The sequence below is a fragment of the Chloroflexus sp. genome (assembly GCF_034432675.1).
In the GTDB taxonomy this organism is placed as follows: domain Bacteria; phylum Chloroflexota; class Chloroflexia; order Chloroflexales; family Chloroflexaceae; genus Chloroflexus.
This window is the reverse complement of record NZ_DAOUBI010000203.1, coordinates 1-16,079: the sequence shown is the minus strand read 5'-3', so window position 1 is coordinate 16,079 and position 16,079 is coordinate 1. Positions and strand designations below refer to the sequence as shown.

Genomic DNA, 16,079 nt, shown 5'->3' with positions numbered 1-16,079 from the left:
ACGAGGAAGCAAAAGGGCAGGGGTCGGATTGGAGAGGTAGGGCAGGTTCTGAACCCGCCCCTACGGACGTTGCATATTCCCGCTAACATTGCCTTCGCGACGGATGATGGACGATGTCGTTGCGCATGCGGTGCAGGGATGCCTGGTTGCGGATGCAGACTATGGATAGACTCCTCATCATCGTTTACGAAAACAGGTGCTACACCGGCAATAGGGGTTGGTCCCGATCCCTATTGCCTACAACAAATGCTCTCGCGCCCAGAGCGCAGCCTGAGTGCGGTCGCGTACAGCCAGCTTGGCGAAAATCACGCTTAAATGATTCTTAACGGTTCCTACACTCAGCGCAAGTTGTTCGCCGATCTCTTGATTGGTGTAGCCTTGGGCCAGGAGCCGCAGAATGTCGCGCTCGCGTGGGGTGAGGATGCTGGCAACATCGGATGGCGATGAGGAAGTGGTGGCCGGTGTAGGAGCCAGACTGGCCAGGCGTGGCAGTAATTGCGCGGTGATCTGCGGATGAATCAGCGCACCGCCTCTGGCAACGGTGCGGATGCTATCGGCCAATACTCGATGATCGACATCTTTCAGCAGGTAACCACGAGCGCCGGCAGCGATTGATTGCAGTACCCGTTCATCATCGTGGAAAGTAGTTAACATAATTACTGCTGGACCTGGGCCGCGTTCGGCAAGTTTTCGCGTCGCTTCTACCCCATCCATGACCGGCATCATCACATCCATAAGCACCACATCGGGATCGAGTGATGCAACCAGATCAAGCGCCTCGCGCCCATTCTCGGCTTGACCAACAACTTCGATATCGGCTTTGCGCGACAGCAAGGTCGCGATACCGGTGCGAATGAGAGCCTGATCATCGACTATCAGAACGCGGATCGTCATCGTTATTCCTCGTGGTCAATCGGAAGCACCAGCCGTAATCGCCAGCCTCCTTCCGGTAATGCACCGGCTTCGATCCCGCCTCCCAGCAACTCTGCCCGTTCTCGTAATCCAACCAGCCCAAAACTCCCGCTCCCCAGATCGATGTGTGATCGTGGTTGATCCGAACGATCATTATTGGTGACTGTTACAACCACGTAACCACCTTCGGCGCTGACGTAGACGATAATTGTATCGGCACTGGCATGCTTGCAAGCGTTGGTCAAGCCCTCTTGTACTGCCCGATAGACACAGTGCGCTACCGGATCAGGTAACTGATTGATCTCACCGTGAAGGTTCAGATCAACTGTAATCCCCGTACTCTGGGCGCATTGACGTGCCAACTGGTGCAGGTTCTGCGTTAGATCTTCAGGCTGGAGGGATAAATCAGTGTCAACTACTGCCAGCAGGCTTTGCCAGGCACTGTGCAGCAATTCCCGGCTATGCGCCAGATGGTCACGGGCGGCTGCCGGGTCTTCTGTAGCCAGATCGGCGGCCAGTTGGAGTTCGAGGTTTATCAAGACCAGCTTGGAACCCAGATCGTCGTGCATTTCACGGGCAAAGCGTGATCGTTCTGCCGCAATCGTAATGGTTTGAATCTCGTTTGCCTGTTGCTGCATCTCGGCAGCGAGTAATTGCATTTGCCACTCGACCTGCTGACGCCGACGCAATTGATAGCGGGCCAGGATGAGGGGTGCCCCTACCAGCGCCAGTGCAACGCCGAGTCCGAGGATGGTGGCGGCATCAAGGGTTAGCGATTGCCAGAAACCAATCCCCAACAGGAGCAGGGGAAAGGTACTGCTGAAGAAGATCAATTGCAGGGTTGAGAGCCGGCTGGCCATTTGCCATACCACCAATAGTAACCCCCAGAGAAGTGGCATCAGATTGGTCATTGCTGCCATCAATGTAATGGTCAGCGTTTGCACGACCAGGCCAATCTGGATGAAGATGGTCTGCCGAACGTGTTGGGTGCAGGCACTGGCCACAATCAGCAGACTACCGAGTACCACCAGCCAGAGCAAGGCCGGCAGCGAGAGTGGATTGGGCTGGATGAGTGCCAGTCCTACCGAAAAACTGACAAAGAGTGATGGTAGGAGCCAGGCTAGCACAGAGTACGGGCGGGGCGCGATCAGGGTTTCCTCTAATGTATTGGTCAATGCCAGTTGTGTTGGTTGCCGGGTATCGTCACTCTGGAAACGGAGAGCCGCGACTGCGGCACGCAGGCGATCAATTGCAGTTGCGGCAGCGGCACGTGGCAGATCGAGCACTGCATGTAAGCGATGTAAGTTGGTTTGGGCAACCGCCAGCGCACCCGTGATACTTTGTTCGGCCTGTGCCAGTGCCTGTTGAACTTCGTCGGCCAGTGGATGCAATAGCCGTTGCCGTTCTTCGTGGGCCACGCGCTGCTGAACATCGCGGAGAAATGTCGAGAAAGCTGCTGAGCGCTGCTGCATCTGCTGTAGCATCTGCTGAACCTGTTCGCTGCGCCGGATATGCCGGGCGTAGATAAAGGCGGCGATGATAGCGCAGGTAGCGGGGAAAGCTATCGCGAGGTTACTCTCTAGCCATCCAATCAGGTCATGCGAGAGGCGGTAACGCACGATTGCCCAGATCATCCAAATGCCGACAGCCATTATTGCCCATAACCATGGCCGGAAGAGTATAATGCCCTGCAGAACCAGGATGAGATAGATGTAGTCAATCAAAGGTGTTGGGTACAGTAGTTGCGCACCGGCCGCAGCGGCCAGCTCAAGACCAATCAGTATCACCTGTCCCCATACAGTCAGGAGGCGCAGGGGTGTAATCCATGCCAGCCCAACCATACCCACTAAACAGGCCAGCATACCGATCAGTCGGGGCCAGGCCGTCCGCAGTACCGGGTCACTCAGAGCGCTCAAAGCAACAACCAGCACCACCAGCGAGAGCAGCACAAGGAACGCTAATGCTGCTCGCTGATAACGGGAAATGACGGCTTGCACGAATGACGATATACGGTGTTTCATACCATGAAGTGTATCACATCGTGCAAACCATTCGTGCAATTCAGGTTGTACGGGCCACCCATAGCTGCTCTTCGGTTGAGGATTGCAGTGTTGGTTGGCCTGCAAAAACCTGTCGGGCAAGGCAGACGAAAATCTTTCCTTCGTCTACCTTGCCCGACGTGATACAGGTTATGTAATTTATGTCAAATTCTAACCGCGCAGTTTCAGCAGCTCCTCAACCGGTGCGAAGTTCCACGGTTCACCCATCCCAATGATGATGTGGGTGGCACCGGCTTCAAGGTACGGTTCAATCGGCTCACCAGCTCGCGGTGACACACTACGCTCGATGGTTGCCGGATCACGTCCGATCTGCTCGCACCACTGATCGAGGATGACATTCTTGCGCTTGAAGTTTTCAATCGGACCAAAGCCGTGCCAGATGTCGGCGTGTTCAGCAGTAATGCGCAGGGTGACTTTTTCACCGCCACCACCGATCAAGATTGGAATGCGGCGCAGCGGTGGCGGTTGATCGGCGGCCCATCGCTCTTTAATAATCGGCAACGCCTGCCGAAGTGTGCGCAGACGGTCGGCAGCCGTCCCAAATTCGTAGCCAAACGTCGTATAATCTCTCTCAAACCAACCTGCGCCTAGCCCAAGAATGAGTCGTCCACCACTGATATGATCGACGGTCTTTGCCATATTCGAGAGTAAGGCTGGATTGCGATAGCTGTTGCAGGTGACCAGACATCCAACCTCGGCCCGTTGGGTGATGACAGCCATTGCCGTCAGGAGTGTCCAGCCCTCAAAATGGGGACCATCTGGCGGCCCGTAGAGAGGAAAAAAGTGATCCCAGTTCCAGATTGTGTCACAGCCAATTGATTCGGCATATTGAACAGCTTGACGGTACGATTCCCACGTAGTGTGTTGGGGATGAAGTTGAACGCCAACGCGAAAACGAGACATCTTTTTCCCTTTCTGGTGAAGCGGCGACAAACAAAATGACACTTAAAAAGCCTGTACAAATTGCGTTTATGCTGTAAACTGTGAGTTGCAGTGCTGCATGATGTTGCGCACCTGGTTGCGTTAATACGACATAATATTGTACAGGTACATTGATGAGAGTTCGTATCTGGGGCACACGAGGATCATACCCCGTTGCAAACGCCGGTATGTTACGCTATGGTGGTAATACAACGTGTGTCGAAGTGGAAGCCGAAGGCCACCATATTATTCTTGATGCTGGTACCGGTTTGCGCATGTTGGGGGAAACTCTTCGCCAATCGCATGCTCCACCGAACCGGTTCGATCTCTTAATTACTCACACCCATTGGGATCATATCATAGGTTTTCCGTTCTTTGCCCCGCTATTTGACCCAAATTCAAAAATTGATATCTATGGCTTGGCCCGTACTCAGTCGAGTCTACGTACAACGCTGGCCGGTGCATTGAGTGATCCTCTGTTCCCGCTCACCCTCGATGATCTACGTGCTCAGATTAACTTCTTCGAGATCGGTGCCAGTCATTGTTTTGAGTTGGGGCCGATTCGGGTACGAACGGCTCTTGCCAATCATCCCTATCGCGCATTGGCTTATCGGCTAGAGACTGAGCAGGGTGTGCTCACGTTTATTCCCGATACCGGGCCGTTTCATACGGTGCTCTTCGGAGAGCAACGTATCGAATGGACTGGTCAGCCCACTGCTCGCAGCCAGAGCGAGTTGCGTGAACTGGCGGCAATGAAAGAAGCGATTCTTGAGCTGGCGTATCGTGCCGATTGGTTAATTTACGATGCGCAGTTTACCGATGTCCAATATGCCCGTTTTCCTCATTGGGGTCATAGTAGCGCTTCACAGGCACGTGAGATTGCTGAAGCAGCACAGGTTCAACAGTTGATCTTGTTCCACCATGACCCTCACCGCACCGATGCTGAGTTAGATCAGATCGTTGCCGAGCAGCAGGTAGCAGCAGCACCGGGATTGATCGTTTCTGCTGCCTTCGAGGGTATGGAGTTAGCGAGGAAGCCATGAAGGTTCGTTTCTGGGGTGTACGCGGGTATGTACCGACGCCGAATGCAGCGATGTTGCGCTATGGCGGTAATACCTGTTGTACCTTAGTTACCGGTGAGTACGGTGAACTCATTGTTCTTGATACTGGAACTGGCTTCTGCATGCTGGGTGATGAGTTGATGCAGGGTGAATTTGGGCGTGGTCGCGGTACGCTGACTCTGTTGATCAGCCATACCTATTGGGATCATATCCTTGGCCTGCCTTTCCCCGGCGTTGTTCATATTCCCGGTAATCGTCTCGATATCTACGGCCCCGATAGTACTCGTGGTTCCCTACAGATGGTTTACGATGGGATGCTCTCGCCAGTCTATTCACCTGTGTTTGGACTAGCTCATATCGGTGCTACCCATCGATTTACCCCCATCTCAACTAAACCGTTTATGGTTGGTCAACTCACTATTCGGGCAATGCCCCTATCGCATCGCCCCCATTCCCCAATCTGGGCTTACTGCCTGGAGGAAAGAGGGCGGGCCCTGGTCTACATTACTGATGTCCGCTATAGTGAACCTGGCATTCGTGAAGCCGCAATTGCTTTTGCCAAGCGTGCAAATGTTCTTATTCACAGTGCTCCCTATTTGCGGGATGAGCAGGTAGAGGATTATGGCCATAGTCGGATCGAAGATGCTATTGAGATGGCCAGAGCTGCTAACGTTGAGCGCCTGTTGCTGTTTCATCACGCCCCGACGCGCACCGATGATGCACTTGATGCGATTGTCGATCACTTCCGGCAGATGTTAGCTGCGCAAGGTAGCTCGCTGCAATTGATCGCTGCCGCAGAAGGGATGGAGCTGGTGGTGTGAGTAAATATATCGCATTGGTAGACAGTTTCTTACCGTTCGTGTCTTGCGTGACGGCTGGTGGCGTTGTAGAATACGAGAAAGGCTGCGACATTGGTGCTACATCGTAGTAGCGTTTCTGCTGGAAGCGAGGCACTATGACCCTTCAGGTCGGCCTAACAATTTCGCAAACTATTGCCTTTTGAGAAATAGCTCGGTCCTTGCCGTGCTCGATGGCGGGGGCCGGGTTGTTTTTTATCGCCCCGCCCCCTGTTAGGTGGGCAACAGCGGATGGAGGAAACCGATGGAACTGACCATCAAGAGCCGCAACGGCAAAATCTCGGATCGTCAGCGGGCACACATTGAAGAGAAACTCTCTAAACTTGAGCGCTACCTTCACGGCATTACCAGTATCACCGTCGAAGTCCAACACGAACAACAACGCAATGTCGGTGAAATCTATCGTGTGCAGACGACACTGGTTGCCGAGCACGGCGTGATCCTGCGTGCCGAAGAGCGCGCATCCGACCTCTATGCCGCGATTGATGAAGTACAGGAGGTGCTTCAACGTCAGATTGCGCGCTACAAAGACAAGTATTGGCGGCGAAGCCGTGAACAGCGGCGTGCTCCTAATGGACTGACCCCGGCGGAAGAGGTTGCTATTGCCGAGGCAGAAGCGGCAGCTCTTGCTACACCAACTGAGGTTGGAGTAGAGTCCAGGGTGATTCGCACCAAAACGTTCCGTCTCCGCCCAATGTTCGTTGATGATGCGATTGAGCAGATGGAATTGCTTGGTCACAATTTCTTCGTCTTCCAGGATGCCGAAACGATGCAGGTCAGCGTGTTGTATCGGCGGCGTGATGGAAATTATGGTGTGATAATTCCCGAACTTGGCTAACACCAACCGTTAGCTCGGAGCAGCGTGCTCCTTACTAGCAGGCGATCACATGGAGTGCGGAAGCAGTCCTTCCGCACTCGTTGTTTATGGGGAATAGTATCGGATTGTCGACTGGCAATATGTGTGATCGGCCTTCGTGCAGCCTATGCCCTTGTGGTGAGATAGAGCTATGCCTCGCCGTTGCATTTATACTGTTACCACCAGGACGACCAGAAGTACGCACAGTGCCAGCCCGGTGAGCACGAGATGCGCATATCCTAACGCCATTCCGATCAAAGCAATCTCCCTACCGGTGATGATGCCGTTCCCGCGCTGAACTGCTCTGTGCCCTAGGTGGCCGCAAATGATAGCCGGAATTGCCAGGAATAACGGGACAAAAAAGAGAATCCAGGTCATCACTCCACAGATGAGACTGGCAACGGCCATTCGGCTGTTTTGGGCCGGCATGAGCGGGGTCGTTGTGTCGATAACCGGTGCTAATCTGTTCTCAATTGCAGACAATTCCTGACCACAAGCCGGACAAAATCGTTCTGTACCGGTAACAGGGTACCCACAGGCAGGACATCGTCGCACAGTAAACACTCCTTGCTGTTATGCGGTCGCTAGCATTCGCACCTGAAGCCCAATATCCGGTGCTGTCACTAATGCCTCTCCGACCAGGATCGCGTCGGCACCGTAGCCCCGCACCTCGGCGACGTGGTCGGGGGTAAAAATACCGCTCTCACTGACCAGCAGTGGCCGTTGCGTTCCTGACGGCAGATGATCTGCTACGTTCCGGGTTGTCGTGCGATCAGTCACGAATCGGTGCAGATCACGGTTGTTCACTCCAATGATTGGTGGTTGGATGCGTAGTGCTCGTTCCAACTCAGCCACAGTGTGTACCTCTACCAGGGCATGCATTCCCAGTTCATAGGTCAGGGTGAAAAGTTCAGCCAGTGTCTGATCATCGAGTGCAGCCACAATTAACAAAATGGCGTCAGCACCGTAGGCGCGAGCTTCATAGACCTGGTACGGATCGATGATGAAATCTTTCCGCAGCAAGGGTGTGCCTGCTGCCTGAATGGCGGGCAGCGCACGAATACCGGCCAGGTAGGTCAGGCTCCCCTGGAAGAACCGCTGATCGGTCAATACCGACAATGCCGCCGCGCCGTTGGTCACGTAGGTACGGGCCAGGGCCAGATGGTCGAAGTTGGTCAGCAACACACCACGACTGGGTGAGGCCTTCTTGATCTCGGCAATGAGGGCAGTTGCCGGTGTCCGGCGCAGTGCAGCGGCGAAATCACGAATCGGTGGCGCATGCCGAATACGTTCTTGCAGGGCAGCAAGGGGGATTTTGGCTTGTTGACGACGTACTTCCACTCGTTTGTGGGCTAATATCTGTTCCAGAATGGTTGGTTCGCTCATGAGTTGTCCCTGGTAGCATGTGCCGTCGGTTGCTTCGGCCCTCATCCGAGGTGCGACTGGCAATACCTGTTGCCGATAGACGATAGCCGATAATCGCCATCTATTGTATCATCAATCACGAGCGATTGCCGACAGGTATGAACGGTTGCCGAACCTCTGTCAGTTGCCTCATCTTCAGGAATAGAACACTACGCCAGGTGATTTTCCTGCCTTTTGCCCACCACGTTTGTTATGAAGAGTAGAAGCCATACTTGCAAACCCTGCTTTGCTCCGTACCTGAAAGGCTGCTCCAGATTGTCGATCAGCTGCTATCGTGCACCGGTACGAGGTATGCGATGTAAAGGTAACGGGTGTTGCCTTACACAGTAGGTGGCATATCAAACCGAGTTTGATAAAAATCGTGACCAACAATCTACCGTCACGCTCCACCCTTAAGCGATCCATCGTGGTGCGTCCACCCTGGCAGCCATCTTGAGAGCGCGCCTCCCTCGCTTCACCATCTGCAACGCACCGTGTGTCCCCTCTACCAACGGCGTAGCGCACCGCTGCATCAGCGAGCGACAGCGAGGACCATCCGGCACTGGTGGCAGGTGTGGGTGGGGGCGTGTTGCATCCACTACTGCCCGCAGTATCTCTGACTCTCACGCATGCTTGAGCGATCCATCGTCGTGGGAAGCCTCAACAGCCATCCTGGGATCGTACGCCTCCGGCTCGCTTCACTACCTGCGACGCCCCCTAACACCCGTGCCGCACAGATTGCAGCTTCCCCCTACTTTCTCACTTCCTATCTCCTATCTCCTACCTCCTCAAAGCATGAACGGCACAAACGGCGCCTGACAGGGAATATTCGCGGCAACGTGCATTGTACGCCCGTGAAGATCAATGACGATACCACAAACGCTCTCGTTGCGATCAACCGCTGCCACGCACGGATCGGGGTGTCGGCAAATACAGCGGGGCGCACCGTCGTGATCGCAAAGAATTGCCTGTAATACATCCAGATCAATCTGGCCTGCCGCAGTGTGCAAAAGTTCCCACGCTCGTCCATACCGTTCTTTCGTCGTTGAGGTTGGTTCCAACGGGCATTCACCGGCGGCAGTTCCTCCGTCGAGGCAGTGATTGGCGTGCGCCAGCAGTCCTTCCTGAGCGGGTATTTCGGCAATACCGGTAGGGGTTAATTCTAGTGCTACCAGTTCGCCATCGGCACTGGCCAGCGTAATACACGATGAACCGGCTGCCGGGATGTGTCTTGCCAGACGGCGCACTGTTACGGTATCAGTTGACTGTAGCATCTGCCGCAACAGGACGTGAACCGGCATTCCTTGCTGTTGACCGTCAGTGCGTGAACGGAGCAGATTAAGGCCAACAGCAATCCCGGCTTCATTGAGACCAATTTTCGCTACCATCCCTGCTTCGGTGAGCGTCAGCAGTGTAGGTGTGTCAGGGCCGCTCACGCGCAACAAGACACAGGCGGCGCGCTGATCACCCTGCCAGTCCCAGGTTTGGGCTAGCCAGACGCGACCATTTGCGGTGGCCGGTGGGCTAGCCGCAGCGGTGGTGCATTCACCATCATCACTGCCGGTCGCCGGTGTTGCTGGTAGTTGCTCTTGATGTTGGGGAACCCCCGCCGCTCGATTGCGGGCCAGCGCAGCCGCTGCTTCAGGATGATGAAAACCAACCCCGACACCGGCCAGCAATTCGGTACGCGCATTCAACGCAATGATCTCAGCCAGAGTGCGTCCGGCACCCACTGCAATCCCTCGCATCTCGGTTAGTAAATCAGGTGCTACATCATGCAACAGTGGTTCATAAGCCAGAGCTGCCTGCTGAACCGCGTCCCAATCCATTCCGCGCCGATACGCAAACAAGCGGGCATAGCTGGCAATGCCGTGGCGAATGAGTGCTGCCGTTGCTGCTCCGTACTGTTGACCACGCTCAAATGGCTCACCGGCAATGGTAACAAGTGGAAACATCGGTTTGTTCTCCTGTTGCAGTCATAAGATATGCGCTGTGCTCTATCGTACCACCCTGATGGGGAGATTGTCTACAAATCGGGAGCGTAAACTGGAACGCCTTTGTGGGTAAGCTATCGATCCAACGCGCGGTAATTCGCAGAGTAATGTCAGTTCGCGATACGGGAATACCTGTCAGGCAACCTTTGCAGTCGTCACATAGAAGAGTTCTCGTATCAAATCTGGTGTCGTAAACGTCATCGCACGCTATCTACACGTTACCCTCATCTGATCCCCTGAGCGATCCATCGCGGTGCGCCAGCGCCGGCAGACATCCTGGGAGCGGGTGCCGGAGGTGTGCTTCAGCCCTTGCAACAACGTGCTGTACCTGCTGCCAGCAGTGTATCATCCAGGACGCGACAGCATGTGCCATCCAGCACCGGCGGTTCCCGCCCCCCGCGGGTATGCATTACCCATAACTGGTGTCAACCACGTGCGTATCAGCAGGCATGATCACCATGGGTGCTGTTGTGGACCACTGGCCCGGTGGTAGCACACCGCTCCAGCCGTGCCGGCACGTGCTGGGCTGGATGGATTGCCGTACCCGCTTGTTATGCGCGTGTCGCACAGTTTGGAGTGCGGCAGCCATGCTGCCGCGCCAGCCGTACTCACGATCCGGCGCGTGGCATACCGTTATCCATCCTGGTCACGAGGGTGTTCAATGTGCTCGTGCCGATCATCGAGTCGGTCAGGCATGCATGCGATCCCTGCGCATAGACGGTTATGTTGCAAGAGATTCGTGCCTGCGTACCAGCGGCCACGGCCAGTACCTGACGGCGGTTGAGAGGAATACCTCCACGCAGGCTGGAAGCCTGCGCCACGGAGAGCACTTGCAGCCCGACCTAATGCAGCGTGACATGTGAGTAATGCATAGCCAGTGGGTGCGGGTGGGGTCATGTCTGCATCCTCTGGGAGCGAACGCCGGAGGCGAACTCACCACCCGCCCCCGCTCGCGTTGACTTTGCCCTGGGAGCGCACGCCTCCGGCGCACTTCACTACCTGAGCTAGCGTGCTGTGCCCGATGCCAGCAGTGTATCACCCAGCACGCGACAGTAAGCACCATCCTGCACCGGGAGTTCTCGCCCTCAGCGCAGGTGTGTCGCGTACCACCACTGGACGCAGTACCACCGCCTCTTGCGCATCATTCCTCATCCCGGCGCTGCCCCTGAGCGCAACTGCCGGTGAACCAATTCGTGCGCCGGTGATGACTGGTAACACCTGACAGTGCTCCAGTACTTACGCACCCACATGGTGCATATTGTCAGTCAAGATTTCATGGCTCCGTGGCGACTTTCCTGGCGTGCAACAGGGCTTCAGCCCGAATGAAGCCAGGTGAGTTTGCAATCTATCTCAATCCATAGCATCCCGACGGGTATCGTCAGGTAAGGATATCCAATGCAGATAGCCCATCTGCGTATATCCGTCAGCCCGCGTGCATCCGTGTTCTGCAGATGATCCCCAAGGATTTTCGCGGATGTAGCGGCTACCTGCAGAGCGTGGCTGTCGCTCATGCACTTACATAGTTCTGGAGATGGTTGCATAAGGTTGGGTGAGGCGTTAGCTCGCCTGATGATGAACAGGTTGCAACCCACGCTTTACGACATTACGGCCCCTAATCCAGCCCCTGCCATCACGGTACAATCCGCACGATCACATAGTCTTGCCGTTGATACGGATGACCACTCTGGTCGGTAGCAGTGGCCTGTACCGCAATCGGGCTTGACCCCACCGGATTTGCACCGGCAACCAGCGGTATACTGAAGATGTTGCTCGAACCTGCTGCCAGCAAGCCAACATTAATGGTCATCGTCTGACCGCTAATGGTGCACGTACCGGGGGTTCCTGCACATGCACCGCTACCAAAGCTGATCCCATTCGGCAAGGTGATCGTGATCTGGAAGTTGCGGGCTGCACCGGCGGTGATCCCACTTGCCCGATTGGTATAGTCAACAGCCAGATTGAACGTATTTCCGGTTGATACCGAAGATACCGATGATGCCTGCAACACTACATCAGGTGTGGGTGGGATATTCAGGTAAAGGGGTATGCCAGTTTGCCCTTCCTGAATGAAGTGGTTCTCGCTTGTAGCGCTATTCGTACAGGTCACAATACGCCACCAACCCGGCTGTGGTGAAAGGATAACGTCACCACCACGGGTCGTAGCTGTACCGTTGTTCCACTGTCCATCAGCCGAAGCAGTGCCTGCAATCCCCCCACTCTGAGCGGTGGGATCGTAGACCGATCCGGGTGGATAGTAGCGTACCCAGGCACTACCAACATCGTTCAAATCAAAGTTGTGGAAAGCGACACTGCTCTGCCCCGGTGCCACATACTGGAAGAAGGTGGTACAGAACGGTGTTCCCGGTGGATGGCGTAGGGTCTGGCGTACAATACTCTGTACAATCTCGTCGCCACTTCCCGGTATCCCATCTAAGTCGACGGTAGGCACACTGCTGCCACTCCAGCCACTGCGCACTGCCCATCCATTCGTGTCATTATCTGGAACACTCGCGACGAGTAGGTAGACTCCACATGGGGTTGTGCTGGGGATACCCGGCAGGGCAACCCAGGTCGTGGCATCGCCGGTGTTTGGGGGATAGGTGGCACTGGTGACCAGGGTACCAACAGTTGGTGGATAGCCATCACCGGCCTGCCAGCCAACCGGCATACGATACAGGGCAAAGGTAGTACTTTCCGCTGCGCCTCGAATAGCATCGATGAAATTGGCGGCTGGGTTGATCGACGGGCTGAGCAATTCAACCGCCAACTGGCCGCTCACGCCGCAAGGTACGTCAATGCGGATGATAGATATACCCCCATTTGTGCCGTAGAAGTTCCAGCTGTAAGTTGTGTAGTTAGGGCCGGCGGTTTGCAGTGCCGTTGGGTCTTGAGTCAGCAATACCGGTGCCGCATCAACGATGGTTACGGTTGCAGTAGACGGATCTCCCAATGTCGCACCGGTTGGATTGCTCAGGCTCACCAGAATCGTCTCGAACGGCTGATCGCTACTCGCATTGTTCAGTATCTGGATCATGAAGGTTCGACTCGTTTCTCCTACCGCAAAGTTCAGAGTGCCACTTACCGGTACATAGTCGTGCGTTGGTGCTGAGCCATCACCTGGCTGGGCCGTTCCGCCGGTTATGGTTGCGTAGTCAACGCTCACCGGTACAGTGGCTGCCCGGCTCAGGGTGACGGTTAGTGTCACCAGGCCGGCATTCTCGTTAACGACAACATCACCGGTGGCAAAGCGTAGTGCCGGAGGATCATCATCACGAATGATGCCCACGCCTATCCCATCACTGATGACGACCGTCTCATCGGTCACGATGGTGGATGGCTGTCCAGGCAGGGTAGCCCGTGGGTTGCTCAGGTTGACGGTGAAAAACTCATCGTCTTCAGCCAGCGTATCGCCAATTACGCCTACCGGTAATGTGACCTGGAGTGAACCGGCAGGAATGGTGAGAGTGCCGGCTGAAGCACCGTAATCCAGGATAGCGAGGGCAGTGCCATCAGTGGTTGTGTAATCGAACAAGATATCCCGATCCGACACCCGATTGATGCGCACGATAAAGATACTGTTTGTTACACCGCTATCACCTTCAAACCGTGTCACATCGTCGATGCTAATCCGCACCGGCTCATTGTCGCGGTTGAGGACGTTTACACTGTTCGGAGTAGGCGGCAGGCCGTTGTAGAAGGGATCGCTGCTTATCGCCGGCGCAAGCTGGACGGTAAACGGTTGATGTCCATCTTCCAGCAGATCGTCTACGCCGGTGACCGTCAGTATTGCGTCGATATTCCAGTTTGTATTGTCAAAGATGATACTCGTCGGGGTGACGCTGCCCTCGGTTGGGTCGCTAACCGAGATATTGACCTGCACCGGTGCTGTCGGCTGGCTGGTGAGGCGCAGTCTTAACTCGATACTGTCGCCATTTTCCGAGACAATCAACGGCGCCGGTGGGACTGTGACAACGAACCCTGCGGTGTCGTTGTCGGTGATGGTGAGATCAAGCGCAGGCCCGCTCAGTCCATCGTAGAACGGATCGCTGCTGCTTGCCAAATGGGTGATTGCAATCGTTTGGGTCGCTTCAGCAATGGCGTCTTCCGGTACAGCGATAGTGACAGGTTGCGGCGTGTTCCAGGTTGCCGGCGTAAAGGTCAGGTTCAGGATCGCCTGTCCGTTCAAGGTTACCTGACCCTGGCCGTCGATGGTGACGGTGACGTTGGCTGTGGGCTGGGTTGCCAGCGCAACGCTGTAATTCACACTACCCCCCTCGGTAACGGTGAGGGTAGTGGCGCTGATCACAATATCCGGAATATCATCATCATTTACGGTCACCGCCAGGATGATACCGCTCAACCCACTGTATGCCGGGTCTACGCTGGTTGTGGCGTGGGTGATGGTGCGGTTGCGTGGTGGTTGGGCAATCTGATCGACATTCGGTTCCAGCACGCTGACGGTCTGAGGGTTGTTCCAGTTAGAATCGTCGAAGATCAGCGTTGCCGTTGCTCCACCATTCACCTGCAACAATCCTGCACCGTCAATAACGACAGTAACCGGCGCAAGCGGTTCGCTGGTCAGGCTCACCTCATACGTCCCCACAATACCTTCAGTAATCGTCAGGCTGGTCGGGCTAAAGTTCAGACCGGCAGTGTCGTTCTCGATAATCGTCACCGTGAGTGGTACCGCCGGCAGGCTGGTGTAAACCGGATCACCTCCAGCCAGCACATTGAGCAGCGTAACGTCGTAGCTGATCCCTGGCGTCTCGTCGATCTGGTCGTCAATTGCCTCGACATTGACGGTCTGCGCCGTATTCCAGTTGCCCGGCGAGAAGGTGAGGGTGAGCGTTGCCTGCCCATCCAGCGTCACCTGGCCCTGACCGTCCACGGTGACGGTGACATTCGCAGTCGGCTGGCTGGTCAGCACCACGGTGTAGGTCGCTGCCGGCCCACCCTCGGCCACCGTGAGTGTCGTGGGATCGATCACGACGCCGGCAGTATCGTTCTCCCCAATCGTCACCGTGAGCGGTGCCGCCGGCAGGCTGGCGTAGACAGGATCACCGCCTCCCAGGATGTGGAGCAGGGTCACATCGTAGGTTGTTCCGGTCAGGGTCTCGTCAATCAGGTCGTCAATCGCCTGAATTGTGATGATCTGTGGTATGTTCCAATTAGCCGGCGTGAAGGTGAGGGTGAACGTTGCCTGCCCATTCAGTGTCACCTGACCCTGGCCGTCGATGGTGACGGTGACATTCGCAGTCGGTTGGCTGGTCAGCACTACCGTGTAGGTCGCTGCCGGCCCGCCCTCGGCTACGGTGAGGGTAGTGGGATCAATCACGACGCCGGCAATATCGTTCTCCCCAATCGTCACTGTGAGTGGTGTCGATGGCAGGCTGGCGTAGACAGGATCACCGCCTCCCAGGATGTGGAGCAGGGTCACATCGTAGGTTGTCCCGGTCGACGTCTCGTCAATCAGGTCGTCAATGGCCTGGACACTGACGGCCTGCGGTATATTCCAGTTGCCCGGCGAGAAGGTAAGGGTGAGCGTTGCCTGCCCATCCAGCGTCACCTGGCCCTGGCCGTCGATGGTGACGGTGACGTTCGCAATCGGCTCACTGGTCAGCACCACAGTGTAGGTCGTCGCTGGCCCGCCCTCGGCTACCGTGAGTGTCGCAGGCGTTATGACGAGACCGGCGCTTTCAGTTTCGGTGATGGTTAGCGTCAGCGGTGCCGGTGCGAGTGCGTTGTACACCGGATCGGTAGAACCGGCAACATGGCTTATTGTCACGGCATAGGTGTTACCTGCCGGTGACTCGTCATTTGGATCATCAATGACGGTGAAGGTGACAGCTTGGTCAACATTCCAGTTAGCCGCTGTGAAGGTCAGGGTGATGGTCGGTTGACCACTAAACTCAATCTGACCCTGGCCGTCAATGGTGACGGTGACATCCGCTGTCGGTTGGCTACCCAGCCGCACCGTGTAGGTTGCCGTGTCACCTTCATTCACGGTCAAACTG

General features: G+C 55.7%; 10 protein-coding genes. 3 read left to right on the top strand and 7 right to left on the bottom strand.

The genetic code is table 11. From position 1 onward, the window contains the following. Positions 1-237: 237 nt before the first annotated feature. The 3 genes from VAE55_RS15345 to VAE55_RS15335 all read right to left on the bottom strand — a co-directional run bounded on the left by VAE55_RS15345 (position 238) and on the right by VAE55_RS15335 (position 3,875). Entirely contained in the window at positions 238-894 is a 657-nt protein-coding gene (locus VAE55_RS15345) for a response regulator transcription factor (RefSeq protein WP_322816609.1), read from the bottom strand. Positions 895-896: 2 nt separating this feature from the next. Further along, entirely contained in the window at positions 897-2,933 is a 2,037-nt protein-coding gene (locus tag VAE55_RS15340; RefSeq protein WP_322816608.1) for a sensor histidine kinase, read from the bottom strand. Between the two features lie 189 nt (positions 2,934-3,122). Then, positions 3,123-3,875, bottom strand: coding sequence for an LLM class F420-dependent oxidoreductase (locus tag VAE55_RS15335; protein ID WP_322816607.1), 753 nt, complete (start codon positions 3,873-3,875; stop codon positions 3,123-3,125). A 152-nt stretch (positions 3,876-4,027) separates the two neighbouring features. Here VAE55_RS15335 and VAE55_RS15330 point away from each other — a divergent pair, with 152 nt between their 5' ends. The 3 genes from VAE55_RS15330 to hpf all read left to right on the top strand — a co-directional run bounded on the left by VAE55_RS15330 (position 4,028) and on the right by hpf (position 6,649). Next, positions 4,028-4,936 (top strand): MBL fold metallo-hydrolase, encoded by a 909-nt coding sequence (locus VAE55_RS15330; RefSeq protein WP_322816606.1) that lies wholly within the window; start codon positions 4,028-4,030, stop codon positions 4,934-4,936. Then, positions 4,933-5,775 carry an MBL fold metallo-hydrolase gene (locus tag VAE55_RS15325; RefSeq protein ID WP_322816605.1) on the top strand — a complete coding sequence of 281 codons (843 nt, stop codon included), beginning with the start codon at positions 4,933-4,935 and terminating at the stop codon, positions 5,773-5,775. The genes VAE55_RS15330 and VAE55_RS15325 overlap by 4 nt, the downstream gene beginning before the upstream one ends. A 280-nt stretch (positions 5,776-6,055) precedes the next feature. Next, a complete protein-coding gene (gene hpf / locus VAE55_RS15320; protein ID WP_322816604.1) occupies positions 6,056-6,649 on the top strand; it encodes a ribosome hibernation-promoting factor, HPF/YfiA family in 594 nt (197 codons plus the stop codon). A gap of 186 nt (positions 6,650-6,835) precedes the next feature. On the opposite strand, the gene VAE55_RS15315 is transcribed toward hpf, so the two are convergent. The 4 genes from VAE55_RS15315 to VAE55_RS15300 form a co-directional block, all read right to left on the bottom strand. After that, on the bottom strand, positions 6,836-7,222 hold the full coding sequence (locus tag VAE55_RS15315; RefSeq protein ID WP_322816603.1) for a DUF4190 domain-containing protein: 387 nt from the start codon (positions 7,220-7,222) through the stop codon (positions 6,836-6,838). Positions 7,223-7,240: 18 nt separating this feature from the next. Next, positions 7,241-8,053: an indole-3-glycerol phosphate synthase TrpC gene (gene trpC, locus VAE55_RS15310; protein WP_322816602.1), complete on the bottom strand. Its 813-nt coding sequence runs from the start codon at positions 8,051-8,053 to the stop codon at positions 7,241-7,243. A gap of 806 nt (positions 8,054-8,859) precedes the next feature. Next, positions 8,860-10,026: a C45 family peptidase gene (locus VAE55_RS15305; protein WP_322816601.1), complete on the bottom strand. Its 1,167-nt coding sequence runs from the start codon at positions 10,024-10,026 to the stop codon at positions 8,860-8,862. Between the two features lie 1,669 nt (positions 10,027-11,695). Then, positions 11,696-16,079, bottom strand: a 4,384-nt coding sequence (locus VAE55_RS15300) for a beta strand repeat-containing protein (protein ID WP_322816600.1), incomplete at its 5' end; no start/stop codon positions are given.

Coding starts and splice junctions, on each gene's coding strand:
- VAE55_RS15345 (WP_322816609.1), bottom strand. CDS start 894: ATGACGATCCGCGTTCTGATAGTCGATGATCAGGCTCTCATTCGCACC.
- VAE55_RS15335 (WP_322816607.1), bottom strand. CDS start 3,875: ATGTCTCGTTTTCGCGTTGGCGTTCAACTTCATCCCCAACACACTACG.
- trpC (WP_322816602.1), bottom strand. CDS start 8,053: ATGAGCGAACCAACCATTCTGGAACAGATATTAGCCCACAAACGAGTG.
- VAE55_RS15325 (WP_322816605.1), top strand. CDS start 4,933: ATGAAGGTTCGTTTCTGGGGTGTACGCGGGTATGTACCGACGCCGAAT.
- VAE55_RS15340 (WP_322816608.1), bottom strand. CDS start 2,933: ATGAAACACCGTATATCGTCATTCGTGCAAGCCGTCATTTCCCGTTAT.
- VAE55_RS15305 (WP_322816601.1), bottom strand. CDS start 10,026: ATGTTTCCACTTGTTACCATTGCCGGTGAGCCATTTGAGCGTGGTCAA.
- hpf (WP_322816604.1), top strand. CDS start 6,056: ATGGAACTGACCATCAAGAGCCGCAACGGCAAAATCTCGGATCGTCAG.
- VAE55_RS15330 (WP_322816606.1), top strand. CDS start 4,028: ATGAGAGTTCGTATCTGGGGCACACGAGGATCATACCCCGTTGCAAAC.